The organism is Pseudarthrobacter adonitolis, assembly GCF_055412845.1.
Genome location: NZ_JBVAYW010000013.1, coordinates 41,965 through 58,155, shown reverse-complemented (window position 1 = coordinate 58,155; position 16,191 = coordinate 41,965). Strand labels below are relative to the sequence as shown.

At 64.4% G+C, this 16,191-nt stretch carries 20 protein-coding genes; 14 read left to right on the top strand and 6 right to left on the bottom strand.

Annotated features, from left to right (window positions below):
- Nucleotides 1-238 precede the first annotated feature (238 nt).
- Both ACZYZ4_RS13535 and ACZYZ4_RS13530 read right to left on the bottom strand, forming a co-directional pair.
- Entirely contained in the window at nt 239-712 is a 474-nt protein-coding gene (locus ACZYZ4_RS13535; RefSeq protein WP_463861645.1) for a DUF1990 family protein, read from the bottom strand.
- The gene (locus tag ACZYZ4_RS13530) at nt 709-855 is read right to left on the bottom strand and encodes a hypothetical protein (protein ID WP_463861644.1); all 147 of its coding nucleotides are present in this window, start codon (nt 853-855) and stop codon (nt 709-711) included. The genes ACZYZ4_RS13535 and ACZYZ4_RS13530 overlap by 4 nt, the downstream gene beginning before the upstream one ends.
- 629 nt (nt 856-1,484) lie before the next feature.
- On the opposite strand from ACZYZ4_RS13530, the gene fadE16 reads away from it, so the two are divergent.
- The 11 genes from fadE16 (at nt 1,485) to ACZYZ4_RS13475 (ending at nt 9,777) form a co-directional block, all read left to right on the top strand.
- A complete protein-coding gene (gene fadE16, locus ACZYZ4_RS13525; protein ID WP_463861642.1) occupies nt 1,485-2,648 on the top strand; it encodes an Rv1679 family acyl-CoA dehydrogenase in 1,164 nt (387 codons plus the stop codon).
- A gap of 12 nt (nt 2,649-2,660) precedes the next feature.
- Entirely contained in the window at nt 2,661-3,473 is an 813-nt protein-coding gene (locus ACZYZ4_RS13520; protein WP_463861640.1) for an Rv1680 family SBP-like protein, read from the top strand.
- Entirely contained in the window at nt 3,464-4,471 is a 1,008-nt protein-coding gene (locus ACZYZ4_RS13515; protein ID WP_463861638.1) for an Rv1681 family radical SAM protein, read from the top strand. Before ACZYZ4_RS13520 ends, ACZYZ4_RS13515 begins: the two co-directional genes overlap by 10 nt.
- A gap of 142 nt (nt 4,472-4,613) precedes the next feature.
- Nucleotides 4,614-4,739 carry a hypothetical protein gene (locus ACZYZ4_RS13510; RefSeq protein ID WP_463861637.1) on the top strand — a complete coding sequence of 42 codons (126 nt, stop codon included), beginning with the start codon at nt 4,614-4,616 and terminating at the stop codon, nt 4,737-4,739.
- Complete coding sequence (locus tag ACZYZ4_RS13505; RefSeq protein WP_463861635.1) at nt 4,732-5,289, top strand: TQO small subunit DoxD; 558 nt, start codon at nt 4,732-4,734, stop codon at nt 5,287-5,289. The genes ACZYZ4_RS13510 and ACZYZ4_RS13505 overlap by 8 nt, the downstream gene beginning before the upstream one ends.
- Complete coding sequence (locus ACZYZ4_RS13500) at nt 5,286-5,699, top strand: Rv1678 family membrane protein (protein ID WP_463861633.1); 414 nt, start codon at nt 5,286-5,288, stop codon at nt 5,697-5,699. The genes ACZYZ4_RS13505 and ACZYZ4_RS13500 overlap by 4 nt, the downstream gene beginning before the upstream one ends.
- 401 nt (nt 5,700-6,100) lie before the next feature.
- Entirely contained in the window at nt 6,101-6,307 is a 207-nt protein-coding gene (locus ACZYZ4_RS13495; protein WP_463861631.1) for a hypothetical protein, read from the top strand.
- Entirely contained in the window at nt 6,304-6,978 is a 675-nt protein-coding gene (locus ACZYZ4_RS13490; protein ID WP_463861629.1) for a TIGR04282 family arsenosugar biosynthesis glycosyltransferase, read from the top strand. The genes ACZYZ4_RS13495 and ACZYZ4_RS13490 overlap by 4 nt, the downstream gene beginning before the upstream one ends.
- Before the next feature lie 161 nt (nt 6,979-7,139).
- On the top strand, nt 7,140-7,958 hold the full coding sequence (locus tag ACZYZ4_RS13485; protein ID WP_463861627.1) for a hypothetical protein: 819 nt from the start codon (nt 7,140-7,142) through the stop codon (nt 7,956-7,958).
- A gap of 86 nt (nt 7,959-8,044) precedes the next feature.
- The gene (locus ACZYZ4_RS13480; RefSeq protein ID WP_463861625.1) at nt 8,045-8,260 is read left to right on the top strand and encodes a hypothetical protein; all 216 of its coding nucleotides are present in this window, start codon (nt 8,045-8,047) and stop codon (nt 8,258-8,260) included.
- Between the two features lie 887 nt (nt 8,261-9,147).
- Nucleotides 9,148-9,777, top strand: coding sequence for a DUF4166 domain-containing protein (locus tag ACZYZ4_RS13475; protein WP_463861624.1), 630 nt, complete (start codon nt 9,148-9,150; stop codon nt 9,775-9,777).
- Between the two features lie 624 nt (nt 9,778-10,401).
- Here the strand turns inward: ACZYZ4_RS13475 and ACZYZ4_RS13470 are convergent.
- Both ACZYZ4_RS13470 and ACZYZ4_RS13465 read right to left on the bottom strand, forming a co-directional pair.
- Nucleotides 10,402-10,674: a GNAT family N-acetyltransferase gene (locus ACZYZ4_RS13470; protein WP_463861622.1), complete on the bottom strand. Its 273-nt coding sequence runs from the start codon at nt 10,672-10,674 to the stop codon at nt 10,402-10,404.
- Nucleotides 10,675-10,757: 83 nt separating this feature from the next.
- Entirely contained in the window at nt 10,758-10,859 is a 102-nt protein-coding gene (locus ACZYZ4_RS13465; protein ID WP_463861729.1) for a GNAT family protein, read from the bottom strand.
- A 132-nt stretch (nt 10,860-10,991) separates the two neighbouring features.
- Here ACZYZ4_RS13465 and ACZYZ4_RS13460 point away from each other — a divergent pair, with 132 nt between their 5' ends.
- A complete protein-coding gene (locus ACZYZ4_RS13460) occupies nt 10,992-11,141 on the top strand; it encodes a ribbon-helix-helix domain-containing protein (RefSeq protein WP_463861620.1) in 150 nt (49 codons plus the stop codon).
- Complete coding sequence (locus ACZYZ4_RS13455) at nt 11,138-11,533, top strand: VOC family protein (protein ID WP_463861619.1); 396 nt, start codon at nt 11,138-11,140, stop codon at nt 11,531-11,533. Before ACZYZ4_RS13460 ends, ACZYZ4_RS13455 begins: the two co-directional genes overlap by 4 nt.
- 57 nt (nt 11,534-11,590) lie before the next feature.
- Here the strand turns inward: ACZYZ4_RS13455 and clpB are convergent, their stop codons facing one another.
- Complete coding sequence (clpB, locus tag ACZYZ4_RS13450; RefSeq protein ID WP_463861618.1) at nt 11,591-14,248, bottom strand: ATP-dependent chaperone ClpB; 2,658 nt, start codon at nt 14,246-14,248, stop codon at nt 11,591-11,593.
- Between the two features lie 62 nt (nt 14,249-14,310).
- Here clpB and ACZYZ4_RS13445 point away from each other — a divergent pair, with 62 nt between their 5' ends.
- Nucleotides 14,311-14,529, top strand: coding sequence for a YciI family protein (locus ACZYZ4_RS13445; protein WP_463861617.1), 219 nt, complete (start codon nt 14,311-14,313; stop codon nt 14,527-14,529).
- 75 nt (nt 14,530-14,604) lie between these two features.
- Here the strand turns inward: ACZYZ4_RS13445 and ACZYZ4_RS13440 are convergent, their stop codons facing one another.
- Nucleotides 14,605-16,185 (bottom strand): GMC family oxidoreductase, encoded by a 1,581-nt coding sequence (locus ACZYZ4_RS13440; protein ID WP_463861616.1) that lies wholly within the window; start codon nt 16,183-16,185, stop codon nt 14,605-14,607.
- Nucleotides 16,186-16,191: the final 6 nt, after the last annotated feature.

The window sequence follows — 16,191 nt, the reverse complement described above, 5'->3', positions numbered from 1 at the left end:
GCCGGCATGCGTGGATGGTCGACGAGACGTTTCTGACGCGGAGAAGGTCACGGAGGTCATCACCTCGGTGCACTCCTTCTCGGATGGCAACCCTTCGAGGTATCTGTGCATTGGACAGATCAGCACACGTCGAGGGATGGCGTGCGTCATGAACGACAACGGGCCACCCGGATCTTCGGAACGCCTGCAGATGCTACGACCGAAACGGTCACTCTCACGGGCGATTAGTTCGCCCAAGTCATCGGAGAGCCCGCAAGTATCGCCTCCGCACGATTCGCTGTGCCACCAGTAGGAATGGGTAGAGCACTCGCCACGGTTGCCGTACGCCCGCTCGAGTTAGTGAGCGGATAGTGAGGTGCACTTCGTCGCCACGACGATGGATGATAAAAGCTTCTTCGCCGTCGACGGGGTGCCCTGGCATGGTCCGGTAAGAGAACCCGCTTCGGCCGGGCTCCTGCACAACAGCTACCACTTCGACCGGTTCTACAACGGTGAAGCCGAACGTGCGTGCCGTAACGACCACACGGGCGCCTGGCGACACCGGACCCGTGGTGTCCACGTCAAACCCACTCGCGGTTTTTACCTTCCAACGGAGCACGTCTGATGCGGCGCGCTGCCAAACAACGTCGCCACTTCCGAGGATCGCCGTGACTTCTGATCGACGGTAATTGCGGTCAGTGGGAGGCCACCGCCGTAGGTCCGGGCTGGTCACGCCGAGTCGTCAGTTTGAGTGGCGTCAGCCTTTTCGGATTGCCGGCGGGCCGCAATGATGCCATCCCGCGTCGCCGCCCGAATAACCCCATAAAGGATGTAGAAGAAAATGGCCGCCAACACGGCAGACAGGAGAATATCCATGTGTTGTTCTTCCCCAAGAAGTTTGCCGTCCCGTTCGGACGTTGAAAGCCTATGTTAGATGACTAAGTCCGGCATCTGACATAGCAGCCGCTGATCCAATGTCTGGTCACCCTGATTTGAGCCCACTTGACCGTGGGATGTCAGTCTTGTCGGGGACCACTGCCGTACGGGATTGGCGGTCCTTGTCGACACTGGCGGGCAGAATCACCACAAGTTCAGTCGAGATTTCCACAGACTACAGAGGCGCCGCAGGGAATACCCCTTGGATTTGAGATCCCTCGTTCGCCCGTCATCGAGCCGTCCAGAAACTCCCGCCCGGGGGTGCCCTGTTGAGGTCCGGCGTTGGGACGCCGGACACGCCGGATTTGACGTCGTCGCATTCCCACAAACGTCCAAACCCCGCCCCCATCCTGTGTGACTGTCAACTTCGTTCGGCTTCCAAATTGCAGCTTCAAATGGCGGATTGGTCGTCCCGTTTTGACTGGGTACCTAATCTGGCGCTCCACTTCCCTCGAGGAAAAGGTGTTGCCTGCCCGAAGGTTACGGGACCGTAAGGTCTGGTCTCTGGCGTGGAGGCCGGACGGAGCGCATAATCGTCACGTGCTGGCCGTGACCCTCGTCAGCATGCGATGCAGGCACGCGAGGGCGATTTGGGCGGACGGATGAGTGGATTGTCAACGAGCCAGGCACTAGACGATGTGGTCAAGGTCGCGCGGGAGCACGCCGAGAGGGTGGACACCGACGGGGTATACCCTCTTGAGGCGGTCGCGGAGTTGCGGGCCGGCGGGCTGCTGGGGCTGGTGCTTCCCGTCGAGGCCGGCGGTGCCGGTGCCGGGCCGGAGGTATTCACCGAGACGGTCAGTGCGCTGGCGGAGGCGTGCGGTTCAACGGCGATGATCTATCTGATGCATGCCGCCGCCGCAGTCACGATTGCTGCCGCGCCGCCCCCGGATCTGCCGAACCTGCTTGCAGGGATGGCGCGCGGGACAACGCTGGGCACGCTGGCCTTCAGTGAGCGGGGATCCCGGTCGCATTTCTGGGCGCCCGTCTCGATCGCGACCGCCAGCGGGACTTCTGTCCGGTTGCGCGCGGATAAGAGTTGGGTGACGTCGGCCGCTCACGCCGATGTCTATGTGGTCTCGACCGGTGCGCCCTCGGGGGTGCCCGGTGAAGTGGACCTGTATGCCGTTCCCGCCGGCACGCCGGGTTTGAACGTGGCCGGTCCCTGGCGGGGGCTCGGGCTGCGCGGCAACGACTCCGCACCGATGACTGTCGACGCTGAAATAGCGGTCGGTTACCGGCTGGGTGGGCCGGCTGCGGGCTTCGCGCTGATGATGGAGACGGTGCTGCCGTGGTTTAATCTCGGCAATGCGGCGGTCTCGCTGGGTCTGGCATCTGCCGCTACCCGGGCAGCTGTCGAACACGTTGGAGCTGCCCGGCTCGAACACCTGGGCCAGTCACTGGCTGGGTTGCCTACGATCCGGGCCCAGATCGCCCGGATGGGCATCAGCCTGGCGGCGCAGCGTGCTTACCTGGCGCATGCCGCGGGCAGCGTCGCGGCTCCCGGGGAAGACACGATGCTGCATGTGCTCGGGGTTAAGGCCTCGGCCAATGACGCGGCACTTGAGATCACCGATGCGGCCATGCGGGTCTGCGGTGGCGCGGCGTTCTCCAAGCACCTGCCCATCGAGCGGGCCTTCCGTGATGCGCGGGCGGGCTCGGTAATGGCGCCGACGGCGGATGCGCTGTACGACTTCTACGGCCGGGCAGTCACCGGCCTGCCGCTTTTCTGAGGAGGCCGGATCATGTCCGAGCAGCTGCTGGTCGGGGCCGTGGCCTACACCCCAAATGTGGTGCCCATCTGGGAAGGCATCCGCGAGTACTTCGCGCAGTCGCCGGCGCCGATGGACTTTGTCCTGTTCTCCAACTATGGACGCCAGGTCGAGGCGCTTCGGACCGGACAGGTCGACATCATCTGGAACACCAACCTGGCCTACGTGCGCACGGTCATGCAGACCGGGGGCCGGGCCCGGGCACTGGCGATGCGCGACACCGACACCAGGTTCGCGACCGTGTTCGTCGCCCGCACCGGTAGCGGGCTCTCCGGCCCGGGCGCCCTCGCCGGACAGCGGCTGGCCCTGGGGTCCGCAGACTCAGCCCAGGCCGCCATCCTACCGCTGTACTACCTGGCCCGGGCCGGCCTGGACCTCACCTTGCTGGAGGTGACGCGGTTCGATAGTGACATCGGCAAGCACGGTGACACCGGGCGCAGCGAGCTGGACGCCATCGACGCGGTACTCGCCGGCGAGGCCGACGTCGCGGCCATCGGAATCACCACTTGGGAAGGCATCGGCGGCGGGGAGCTGATGCCGGAGGCACTGGAGGCAGTGTGGCAGACCGAACCGTACTGCCATTGCATGTTCACCGCCCTGGACACCCTGCCCGCCGAACGCTACGAGCCGTGGGTCAGCACGCTCCTGGCCATGGACTGGGAACGGCCCGAGCACCGCCGGATCCTGGAGCTCGAGGGACTGCGGCGCTGGGTCCGGCCCGAACTGGACGGCTACGCCGGGCTGTTCGCCGCCGTCGAGGAACAGGGGGTGACCAAGTGGTGGTGATCCTGGACCTGGTACGCATGGTGGGGACCCTGGCCGAGGGCACCACCGGTGCGGTGACTATTGGCTCCGCGACCGAGTTTGACCTGGTCCAACGCTGGTGTGAACGAACGGGCAACACCCTCATCACCAAGTCGTGGACCGACGTCGGTCCCGGCGCCGGCGCCGTCGTCGTACGTCGCGGCCGACTGCCGGACCCGGCAGTGACGCTGGGACCGGACCGCCTGCCCGGGGCCCGGCTCTGGCTATACACGAACTTCCACTGCAACCTGGCCTGTGACTACTGCTGTGTCGCCTCCTCACCCAGGGCCGAGCGCCGGGAGCTCGGCGTCGAACGGATCGCCCGCCTGGTGCGGGCGGGCGCCGACTGGGGCGTCCAGGAGGTTTATCTCACCGGCGGCGAACCGTTTCTGCTGCCGGACATTGCCCGGATTGCCACAGACTGTGTCCGGCTGCTGCCAACCACCCTGCTGACCAACGGCATGCTGTTCCGGGGGCCCGGGCTTCGTTCCTTGCAGGCGATGCCGCGCGAGGGCTTCGCCCTGCAGATCAGCCTGGACTCCCCGACCCCCGAGATCCACGACGGGCACCGCGGTGCCGGAAGCTGGGCCCGGGCGGTGGCCGGCATCCAGGTTGCACTGGGCGAGGGTTTCCGGGTCCGGGTGGCTGCCACGATCGCATCGCCCCACGCGACCGATCTGGCCGCACTGCACGAATTTCTCGACGGGCTGGGCATCCCGCGGACCGATCAGGTCATCCGCCCGGTCGCGCAGCAGGGAGCCGCCAGCACCGGAGTCCAGTTCACCCGCGAAACACTGGTCCCCGAAGTCACCGTCACCGCCGACGGGGTGTACTGGCACCCCGTAGCCGCGACAGATGACCAGGCCCTCGTCAGCACGCAGATCGAACCCCTAGGACCGGCGCTCAGCATGGTCTACCGGCTCTTCGCCGAACAATGGGCTGCAGCCGGCGCCGCCGCCAAACTTTTCCCCTGCGCGTAGGACAGGCCAACAGTGTCCGGACCGGCTCAGCTGACCAACCGAAATCCGCGGTGCGTGCGTGCATTTCAGAACGCACCCGATGTAAGCCAACCGAAAGGCTTTGCCGGTCGCCCAGGACACGCCTTGGGGCTAGCATGAAGCCATGACCCCCAACGACGAGGTGCTTGTCGTACAAACATACGGCGGGCGTGTGGAATTGCCGGCCGGCGCTGTTCCCTTCAACGACACCCTCATGAAGGAAACCAGCAAGGTCTCCGACCATGTCTGATCTGGCCGCGACCACGACGCCGGGCGGCAGGACCGCCGCCGAAGAACTCGACTCCGGGCGGACCGCCCGAGCCGTCATCGCCGGCCTGCGAATTACCGTGGCCTTGATGTGGATCCAGAACGTCGGCTGGAAGAGCCCCCCCGACTTCGGACGCGAACAGGGCACAGGACTCTTCCAGTTCACCAGTTACGCTGTTGAACATCCGGTCGTCCCGCCGTTCTCCTGGCTGGTCCAGAACCTCGTATTACCGAACTTCACACTGTTCGGCTACGCCACACTGCTGGTCGAATTCAGCCTCGGCGCGTTCCTGCTCGCCGGCCTGCTCACCCGGTTCTGGGCCGCGATCGGCATCATCCAAACCCTGGCGATCACCATGTCGGTCCTGAACGCACCCAACGAGTGGCACTGGTCCTACTACCTCATGCTCGCCGTGCACGCGGTGCTGATCGCGACGGCCGCCGGCAGATCCGCGGGGCTCGACGGACTGCTCCGTCCCCGCTGGCGGACCTCCTCGAACCGCCTGGCCTGGTTGGCGCTGAGGGCATCATGACCGGTCCCCGTGGCGCCTTTCGTAGCAGGCTGGATCGGGGCACCCGGCGCCGGGCGCTCACGCTCAGTGCCGCCACAGGGGCAACCGCCCTCTTCGGACTCATCGACTACAATCCGCTCAAGCTGGTGCCGGTCAATCCGGCACAGGCCGTGACTCTTCTCGTTCTTGCCCTGATCGGCTTCGCCGGGACCATGCTCGGATCGCGCCCGATACTGTTCGCTGTCGGGGCAGGGATGATCGTCCTGGGCCTCCTCCGCCTTGCCACCTACGGACAGGGGTTCGGGCTGATCGCCGGCGACGTCGGAACGGCAGCGCTGCTGACCGGACTCGGCATGGCCTTCATCGGAATCATGCTCGTAGGTGAGCAACCAACACCTGAACGGCGATCCACGCCCATCGGACCGGACTAATGACTGTGGCTGTGTCTGTGGCCGGCGAGCCTATCCTGCCCCGATGCGAGTCCCACGATGCGGTGAAGCGGCCAGAGACAAGGCCGCATCCGCGTGCCTGGACCCATGGCGTGGCGGGGTGAGCAACATGACCGGGCCCACTGTGGATGTTGTTCTGCCGTGTCTGAATGAATTCGGGGCGTTCCAATGGGTCCTGGCCAGGATGCCTCATGGGTACCGGGCCATCGTGGTGGACATGGCTCCACCGACGGTTCGGCGGAACTTGCGGCGGAGCTTGGCGCGACGGTGATCCGGAAAAACCGGCGAGGATTCGGGGCGGCAGCCCATGCCGCCCTTCTCGCCGCTACGGCGGACTTCTGTCCCTCCAGCTTGAGGACCGCAGGAGCGGATATCCTCTCGAGATGTTTCTCAAAGCCAGCCTGCGGGGCTGGCGAATCACCGAACTTCCGGTGGTTTATGCCCCACGCACGGGCAAGTCCAAGGTAACCGGAACAGTCCTGGGCACAGTGAGGGCTGTGCGCGATATGTCGGCACAGCCCCGGGCGGCAGCGGCCGCAGCTGCTGCCGGGCCGGTCCGCGGCCTTCCCGGCAGCGAGGAACAGCCATGAGGCCAACGCTGGATCTGCAGGTGGCGGTCTTCGCCAAGGAGTGCCTGCCGGGTCGGGTGAAGACCAGGCTGACTCCGCCGTTGACGCCCGATCAGGCCGCTGAACTGGCACAACTCAGCCTCAGCAGGACCCTCGATACAATCAGGCTCCTGCAGGTACGCGAACGGCTGTTGGTGATGGACGGGACACCGCGCGCCCGGGATGCCGCAGGATTCGCCGTTGTGGCCCAAACCGGCGGCCTGCTGGATGAACGGCTCGCCGCATTCTGCGACGACGCCACCGGCCCCTTGCTGATCGTCGGCATGGACACACCCCAGATTTCAGCGGCGCATCTTGCCCCGCTTCTCATGGACTGGTCCGCGGCCACGCCCCAGCACGATGCCTGGATGGGACCGGCTGCCGACGGCGGCTTCTGGGCGCTAGCCCTCCGCCGGCCCGACGGCGCGCTGGTCCTCGGCGTGCCGATGTCCACGGACACGACCGGGGCCGACCAGCTCTCCCGGCTGGCGGCGGGCGGACGCTCAGTGGGGCTGTTGCCGGTTCTGAGGGACATGGAACACATGGACGATGCACGGGAGATCGCCGCGGAAATCTCGGGCACCGAATTCGCAGCCGCGGTGGCGGCCGCCATCGAACAAATGCAGACTAGAGGCCGCGGTGACAAAGCCTGAAAACCGGGTTGCGGTCTCCGGGACGGCCTAGTGCGGGATCAAGGGTAGAACCCGATACGGCGGAGCCGGCAGCGGCGGCGGACACCCGCTTCAGGCTGCAGGCGCTGCCGTTTGCGCAGTTGCTCGCGCTGCTGGCGGCAGGTGCGTGCTTGCTGAGGTGAATGGTGCTGCCCGGCAACCGGTTTGCTTCGGCACCCATCGTCGGATCCTGCCTGTCCTGGATGGTTCTCCTCGCGGCTGTGCGTACGCTGCGGCACGTGCCGCAGCGGCGCGTCGGAGCGTCGGAGCGTCGGAGCGTCGGCGCCATCGTCGGCGCCATCGTCATCGTCATCGTCATCGTCATCGTCATCGTCATCGTCATCGTCATCGTCATCGCAGGAATGGTGCTGCTGGGGCTGGCTGCCATGACTGCCGCGCCCCGGACCAGCAACGACTCCGCCCGGTATGCGTGGGACGGCATCGTGCAGAAAGCCGGGGTTTCCCCGTATGCCATCGTGCCCATCGATGAGACCCTCGCCGACCACCGGCCGGCCTGGCTGTTTGCCCCGGGCACGTCAGGTCCTGACGGGAAAACTGTCTGTCAGGTGGATCTGTTTGCGACGGAGTCCGTGGCCGCCACGGGTTTCCCGTCCAGGAACCCCCTCTGCACGGCCATTAACCGGCCGCATGTTCCCACGATTTACCCTCCTATGGCCGAGGTCTATTTCCTCGCTGTCCGGGCAGCGGTCCCTGACGCTGTGGGCTACCTGCCTTTCCAGATGGGCGGGCTGCTGATCGGTGCGGCCGTCACACTGATGCTGCTGGCTACCGGCAAACCCTTCCGGTCCCGGAACCGCCTTCGGAAGATAGACCAGCGCCTACGAAATATCGGACAGGTGATTAGCTGGGAACCATGGAATCAAAATATGTGCGCTACCAAGCAGGCATCCCCAATGGCCGTGGACGCCACCCAGGCATCTTTGCTCTCGCCAACGGTTTAGCAAACGACGGCAGACTCAGCAGCCAGGACTGGGCTTCCTGGCGGCGCTCGAATGACCATTACGACTCCGCATATTTGAACCCGTCGATGGTGGACAAATCGATTTACGACCATGCAATCAACCCGACAGCGGAGGCTTGGTTCAAGTGCACAGCCGGGCATTTGCTCGTGGGCGTTGAGTTCTATACGGATCTTCTAAGCCGGTATGACGTTGAGTGGCAGGCGCACCATTCAGACGATCCGGGAAAGCTGTTGTACGAAGACGACGTCCAGATAATTGTCGCGCCCCATGAGGGGGAATGATCTCAAGATGCACTTTATGATGCTGGAATGGGGGAAAACTTTAGCGGGAATGAGCCTGGGAAACACAAACCGATCTACGTTGAGACCAGCATTCGTGCCCCCATAGAGCGCGTATGGACTCTTAGCCAGGACCCGGCTCTGCACGCCCGGTGGGATCTGAGGTTCTCCCGAATAATCCCCACCGGGGGAGATGATCAGGGACTTCTCCATTTTCGTTACGAGTTCCGCCTTCCAGTACATATCATCCGGGGGAAAGGAACATCGCTGGGGCACAGGCATCGATCCGATGGGCGCGCCACATCGGTGCTGAAGTTCGACACTGCCGACCCGTTGTCTCCCATTGGATCCGGTTCGGGGTATTGGCGGTATGTGCCGACAGCGGATGGTCTTCGATTCATCACGGGGTACAACTATCAGCCGGGAATGGGGGCTGTCGGAAGAGTCCTGGACTCGCAGGTGTTCCGGCCCGCTCTGGGTTGGGCAACAGCAATAAGCTTCGACCGCCTGAGAATGTGGGCGGAGTCAGATCTGGATCCAAGAGACTCCCGCAACCGGTGGTTTGTCGACGCCGGAGCGAGAGCCAGTGGCATTCTGGCAGCCGGCGTCCTGCTCCGCAGAGCCTTCACAAGTCGAACCGCTGGCCCGGCGGCCTTGGGGGCGACGGTAGCTCTGGCGACCTGGATGTTCCCGTCCCATTGGACTGTGCCGAGGGCCGGGCGGTGCCTGCGGCAGGCTCCGGATGCACGCTCGGGCCGTTCCCCATCTGCCTTGGCCGGTTTGGCAGCACCCGCCACGGACGGTTTCGGCCGTCAGACTGAGGGAGGCGAGTAGCCGTGGCTTCGATCTTTGAGGTGGCGTTGGGGCCAGACTTCCAAAGGCTTCACCCCATGCTGCAGAAACGCTTCGGCGTTGACACCGAGGCAGGCTACGGATGCGTCGGACAGGGGGTCTTCTCAGAAGTCCGCCGGGGTGCGTGGTGGACGGTCCCGTTTTTGCGACTTGGTGCCTACCGCAATATTCTCTTCCCGGACCAGGGCGATGACATACCGTTCACGATCGAGAACTATCCCTACATTGACGGGTTTGGCCGCCCTACCGTCACGTTCGTAAGGACATTGGAACTACCCCGGTCCAGGAGACGCCGCTTCGACGCCACCATGGTGCACAGCAAACGAACTGGTGGGATTGTCGACTACCTCGGCACCCACCAGCACCTGGCCACAGACCTCGAGCTGGACGTCTTGGCCGATGGATCGCTGCACCTGCAGTCAGGGGCTCAGCGGTTCTACGAAGGCTTCGCAGGATTCACGTTTCCCGCCGTCTGCACAGGTACTGCAGACCTGTACGAGAGCTTCGATGACATCCGTGGGGTGTTCACGATTCAGATGCAGGTGCGGAACCCCGTCGTTGGGTTTCTCTTCGGATACCGGGGCGAGTTCACCTGCACGTATCCGCCCCTTTCCGGCACAGCGATCCCGGCGCACCTCAAGCCGCTAAGGGAGGAAAGTCGCGAATAGCAGCCTGGTGCCCGCGAAGATGGTTGAGCGGCACTAACCGTCGGAAACAAGAATGGACGATTCTTGGTCTGGTCCACCGGCTTCACGAGCTCTCCCTCACGTGTTCCACCGGTTGTGCATCCGGCGTGCCAGCCTGTTGGGTTATCAACGGGAAAGGTGGCGAGGCATGCAGTTAGCTCCTGGGCGTCCTGTCCAAGGAAGTATTTTTGCCGTTTGCTTCGGCGACGAGGAGTACCTTGTCGGGGTTTGTTTCCGGGCCGAAGTTAACACCTTCAGGAAGCGCATCATTGGGCGTGGCTGGGCGTTCCAATGCTTGGAAGCCAGAGGCATCTGAGCAGCCGCTGAGGAGCAATCCCGATGTGAGGATGGCGATTAAGAGTAAGAATTTACCGCTGTTGATGGCGCTGCCCCAGGCTCTTGTGTAAGCACGATGGTACTTCCCAGCAGCCTAGCTCCAAGCGCGATCCGAGCCCAAGGAGGCAGACCCCACAATGTGACTGTGGATGATTGCAGACCAAAGAGGCGCGAAATTGTTCGCATACTCGCTTGGGAACTGGATGAACCGGCAAAGTCCTCGGACAAACCCGCGGCCTGGCTGTCGACCACCCCCGGGCACCGCACCGTTCACGTGGAACCCCTACCGGCCGCCAGTTGAACTCCGAGAACCATCCGAGTCGCGATGGTGCCGCCATGATCGTTCTCGACGTAACTCATGCCAATTTTCTCCGCCACCCGACGAGAAGCCATGTTTTCTGGATGGATAATGGCGACGAGCTGCACGACATCGAGTTCGTCGCGTGCGAATTCCTTGCACGCCGCCGCCGCTTCGGTCGCGTACCCCCCGGCCCCGCAAGTCCGCTCGGATGTGAAATCCGACCTCCAACTCGGTGCGACCATCAACCATGCCAGGTAAGTCCGCAGTCGCCCAGAAACTCGCCATCGAGGGTTTCCACGATCCAAAGGCCGTAACCGTGCGTGGCTTAGTTCGCTTCATTCCAAGCGATCCATCGAGCAGCCTCATCCCGCGTCTTGGGCGCAGGGTAATAGGTCATGACAGCAGGATCACTCAGAAGCGCAGCCATGTTATCCAGGTCCGCTGAAGCCATCTGACGGAATCGAAGCCGGGACGTCTTTCCAGGAATCACTTACGAAGCCTGCAGGCGCCCCAGTATGTACTCTTGCGCACCAGTGGCTAGGTTGCTAGCATTCTAGCCATGGCCGAAAAAACACAGTTCAACGTCTACCTGCCGACTGATCTGGTCAAACAGGTCAAACACGCGGCAATCGAACGCGGACTATCACTGTCGTCGTTCGTCGAAGAAACGCTTACCCAGGCCCTCAACAAGGAAGGTTCAACCAAATGAGAGTCACTCCAATCCGCTTCGTGCGGAACATCGAACTCGCCAACAAGTTCTATGCCACCCTTGGGCTGAACGAGAACGCTGCAGCAACGAGCGGAACCTGGGCGGACCTGCGCGGAAACGCCGGTCAACTTGGGCTCCACATTGCCCAAACGGGAACTACACACTCGGATGCCGGAGCGGTAGCGCTGCACTTCTCCACTGACGAAAAGCTGGAACTCACCGCCGAGCGACTCAGGGCTGCCGGATATGCCCCCTCAGACATCATGGACGAAACGTTCGGCCGTTTCATCACCGTCAACGACCCCGACGGATACCTCATCCAAGTCAACGAAATCGACGCGGACCTTCAAAACCTCAGCTATGAAATACGGGAATCTGCAGCCCTGAAATAGGGGCGGTCCAAGCCGCACCGCCCCCTATATGTGCCGCCCGAGCCTCGCAGGACCCGCCTACTCCTTCCGCCGCACCACTAGGCCGATGCCGGCGGGAGCACCGCCGTCGGGCCCTGCGAGTGCCTCCAGCCCTTCGATGGTGAGTTCGTCGACGTCGGCCGCCGTGTCCACGAGCACCGTGTCGCCGTCCGCGATATCGCCGGACAGGATGGCCCTGGCCAGGCGGTCACCGATCTCGCGCTGCACCAGCCGGCGCAGCGGCCGGGCACCGTACGAGGAATCAAAACCGGACATGGCCAGCCAGGCGCGTGCGCCGTCAGACACGTCCAGGGAGAGCCGGCGCTCGTGCAGCCTTCTGCCGAGCTCGGCCACTTGCAGTTCCACGATCTGCGCCAGCTCGTCAACGGTCAGGGCTTCAAACAGCACAATCTCGTCCAGCCGGTTCAGGAACTCCGGCTTGAAGGAGGCGTTGACGGTGGTCATCACCGCGGTGCGCTTGGCCTGCGCGTCCAGCGACTGGTCCACCAGGAACTGGCTGCCCAGGTTGGACGTGAGGACCAGGATCGAGTTGCGGAAGTCCACGGTGCGGCCCTGGCCATCGGTGAGGCGGCCGTCGTCGAGCACCTGCAGGAGGATGTCGAAAACCTCCGGGTGGGCCTTCTCCACCTCGTCCAGCAGGATCACGGAGTACGGCCTACGCCGGACGGCCTCAGTCAGCTGGCCGCCCTCCTCATAGCCGACGTATCCCGGAGGGGCGCCCACCAGCCGAGCCACCGAGTGCTTCTCGCCGTACTCGGACATGTCCAGCCGCACCATGGCGCGTTCGTCGTCGAACAGGAAATCCGCGAGCGCCTTGGCGAGCTCCGTTTTGCCCACGCCCGTGGGCCCGAGGAACAGGAACGAACCCGTGGGCCGGTCGGGGTCGCTGATGCCGGCCCGCGCACGGCGGACCGCGTCGGACACCGCGGCCACCGCTTTGGCCTGGCCGATCAGGCGCTTGCCGAGCTCCTGCTCCATATGGAGCAGTTTCTGGCTTTCGCCCTGCAGCATGCGCCCGGCGGGAATGCCGGTCCACGCGGAAATGACCTCGGCAATGTCGTCCGCCGTGACCTCGTCAGCCACCATCTGGGCAGGCTTTTCCGTCACCGCCTCTTCGGCTGCAGCGGCCGCGTTCAGCTCGCGCTCCACTGCCGGAATCTCGCCGTACAGGATCCGCGACGCAGTCTCCAGATCGCCTTCGCGCTGAGCCTTGTCCGCCGTGGAACGGAGCTCATCGAGCTTGGCTTTCAGATCGCCCACCCGGTTGAGACCGGCCCTCTCGGCTGCCCAGCGGGCATTCAGCGCGTCCAGCTCTTCACTCTTGTCCGCCTTGTCCGCGCGGAGGGCCGCCAGGCGCTCCACGGACGCCGCATCCTTCTCATTCGCGAGGGCGAGTTCCTCCATGGTGAGCCGGTCCACGGCACGGCGCAGCTGGTCGATCTCCTCCGGCGCGGAGTCGATCTCCATCCGCAGCCGCGAGGCGGCCTCATCCACCAGGTCGATGGCCTTGTCCGGCAACTGGCGCCCCGAGATGTAGCGGTTGGACAGGGTTGCGGCGGCCACCAGCGCGGAGTCGGCGATGGTGACTTTGTGGTGCGCCTCGTAGCGTTCCTTGAGGCCGCGGAGGATCCCGATGGTGTCCTCCACGCTGGGCTCACCCACGTACACCTGCTGGAACCTGCGCTCCAGGGCCGGGTCCTTCTCGATGTTCTCGCGGTACTCATCCAGCGTGGTGGCACCGATCAGCCGCAGCTCCCCGCGGGCCAGCATGGGCTTAAGCATGTTGCCGGCATCCATCGAGGACTCCCCCGTGGCGCCGGCGCCCACCACCGTGTGGATCTCGTCGATGAAGGTGACGATCTGCCCGTCCGAATTCTTGATCTCCTCCAGGACCGCCTTAAGGCGCTCTTCGAACTCGCCACGGTACTTGGCACCGGCCACCATGGACGCGAGGTCCAGGGCGATCAGGGTCTTGCCCCGGAGGCTTTCCGGAACATCGCCCGCCACGATCCGCTGGGCGAGTCCTTCGACGACGGCGGTCTTGCCCACGCCGGGCTCACCGATGATGACGGGGTTGTTTTTGGTGCGGCGGCTCAGCACCTGGATGATGCGCCGGATCTCGGTGTCGCGCCCGATCACCGGGTCCAGCTTGCCGGCGCGCGCCATCGCGGTGAGGTCGGTGCCGAACTTTTCCAGCGACTGGAACGTGTTTTCGGGATCCTGTGTGGTCACCTTACGGTCGCCGCGGACACCCGGCAGGGCGGCGAGCAGCGCCTCATGGGAGGAACCGGCGTCGCGCATTAACCGCCCGACGGCGTCGCTCCCGGCAGAGAGCCCCAACAGCAGCACTTCTGTGGAGACATAGGTGTCGCCCAGCCTGTCCGCCTCATTCTTGGCGTTCTGGATGGCCTGCAGCGCGGGCCGGGACAGCTGGGCCTGCTGGGTGGAGCCGCCCGACGTTGCCGGCAGCGCCTTGATGGCGCCGCTCGCCTGCACGCTTACGGTATCCGGGTCTACGCCCGTGGCGCGGAGAAGCGCGACGGCGACGCCCTCCCGCTGATCCATCAGCGCCTTGAGCAAGTGGGCGGGTTCCACCTGGGGATTCCCTGCCGTGGAGGCGTTCATGGCTGCTGCCGAAAGAGCCTCCTGGCTCTTGGTGGTGAATTTGACGTCCAAAGAGAGCTCCTTCCGGGGATGCGCGTTGTCGCTAAGTTGAGTCTACTACGCTCAACTTTGACATGCGGTTTCTTTGGCGCAATTTTGCCAACAGCGAACCCTTGGAAATCACGGCTACGGGGGCCTCTGAAGTCGACCGCACCAGCCACATCGGCGGATACGGCATCATCCAGGCCGATGATCTCGAGGGCGCCCAGGCGCTGCTGGAGGGCCATCCCCACCTCATGATGCCCGGCGCCAGCATTCGGGCGTACGAGGCGCTGGACATGCCCGGAACGTGAGGCCCAGGCGCTGGCAGAGTCCATCACCAGCCAGACCCCCGTGCGGCGCGAAGCCAAAGATGAAGTCGAGGCGCGTTAGGAAGCCTGCCGCGCGGCCCTGACAAGTTCCGCGCAGCGCTCCCCGATCATCATGGTGGTGATGTTCGGGTTCACTGTGGTCAGCTCGGGCATGACCGAGGCATCCGCTACACGCAGCCCGGTAACACCCTTCACCCGCAGCTCCGGATCCAGCGGGGACATCGCGTCGTCCGCAGCGCCCACCCGTACTGTTCCCGCCGGGTGGTAGACCGTGTTGTGTGTCTTGCGGATGTAGTCCGTGATTTCCGCATCGCTCTGGACGGCCTCGCCGGGGTAGAGTTCCTTGCCCGCCCACTCGGCCATTGCCGGCTGCGCCACGATCTCCCGGGCCTTGCGGATGCCCGCCACCATCACGCGCATGTCGTGCGGGTCGGTGAAGTACCGCGGATCCACCTTGGGCTTGTCCCGGTAGTCGCGGCTGCGGAGCCGGACCGTTCCGCGCGACCTTGCGTGCGTGACGTTCGGCGTGAGGCAAAAGCCGTTGTCCGTCGTCGGGTAGCCCTGACGCAGGGTGTGCATGTCGAACGGCACGGACCCGTAGTGGAACATCAGGTCCGGCCGGTCCAGGCCCGCTTCGGTGGTGGTGAAGATCCCGATTTCCCACCACTGGGTGGACGACTCTGGCATGGGCTTCCTGGCTTCCCACTGGATGACGCCCTCGGGGTGGTCCTGCAGGTGCTCGCCAACGCCAGGCGAATCGGAGCGGACGGGGATGCCGAAGTCTGCCAGCTGCGCGGCAGGGCCGATACCGGAAAGCATCAGCAGCTTGGGAGAATCGATGGCGCCGGCGGACAGGATCACCTCGGCGCGTGCGGTCAAGGCATGGGTCTTTCCGAAGGAATTGTCCACGACGTCGACGCCGACACAGCGGTTGTCCGCGGTGAACTTCAGTTCGCGGGCGCGCAACCCGGTCAGCAGGGTGAAGTTGGGCCGGTCCATAACCGGGTGGATGTAGGAAACGGACGACGACGATCGGGTACCGTCGGCGCGCCGGTTTATCTGGAAGAAATTGGCGCCGTTGACCACGGTTTCGCCCGAGTTGAAGCGCACGCGCGGGATGCCGGATTCCTCGCAGGCATCCAGCAGGGCGCGGCCGCAGGGGTCCGCCGCGGGCACATTCATCAGGTGCACCGGGCCGCTGTCGCCGTGGTGCGGCGCGTCCGGACCGGCGTCCTCGTTCGTTTCCAGGTGCTTGTAGAGCCGGTAGGCCATCTCGGAGTTCCAGCCCGTTGCGCCGAACTTCTGTTCCCACTCATCGATGTCCTCGCGGGGAGCCCAGAAGGCGATGCACGAGTTGTGGCTGGAGCAGCCGCCCATCACTTTGGCGCGGGCATGGCGCATGAAGGAATTGCCGTTTTCCTGCTCCTCGATGGGGTAGTCCCAGTCATAACCGGATTCCAGCAGCTCCATCCAGCGGTCCAGCTGAAGGATGGCCTCTACGCCGCGGTCGTCCGGCCCGGCTTCCACCAGCGCCACTTCCACCGAAGGGTCCTCGCTCAGCCGTGAGGCCACTGCCGCGCCGGCTGAGCCGCCGCCGATGACGATGTAGTCGAAGTCAGACTTGTCCAAGACTTTCATGTGCGC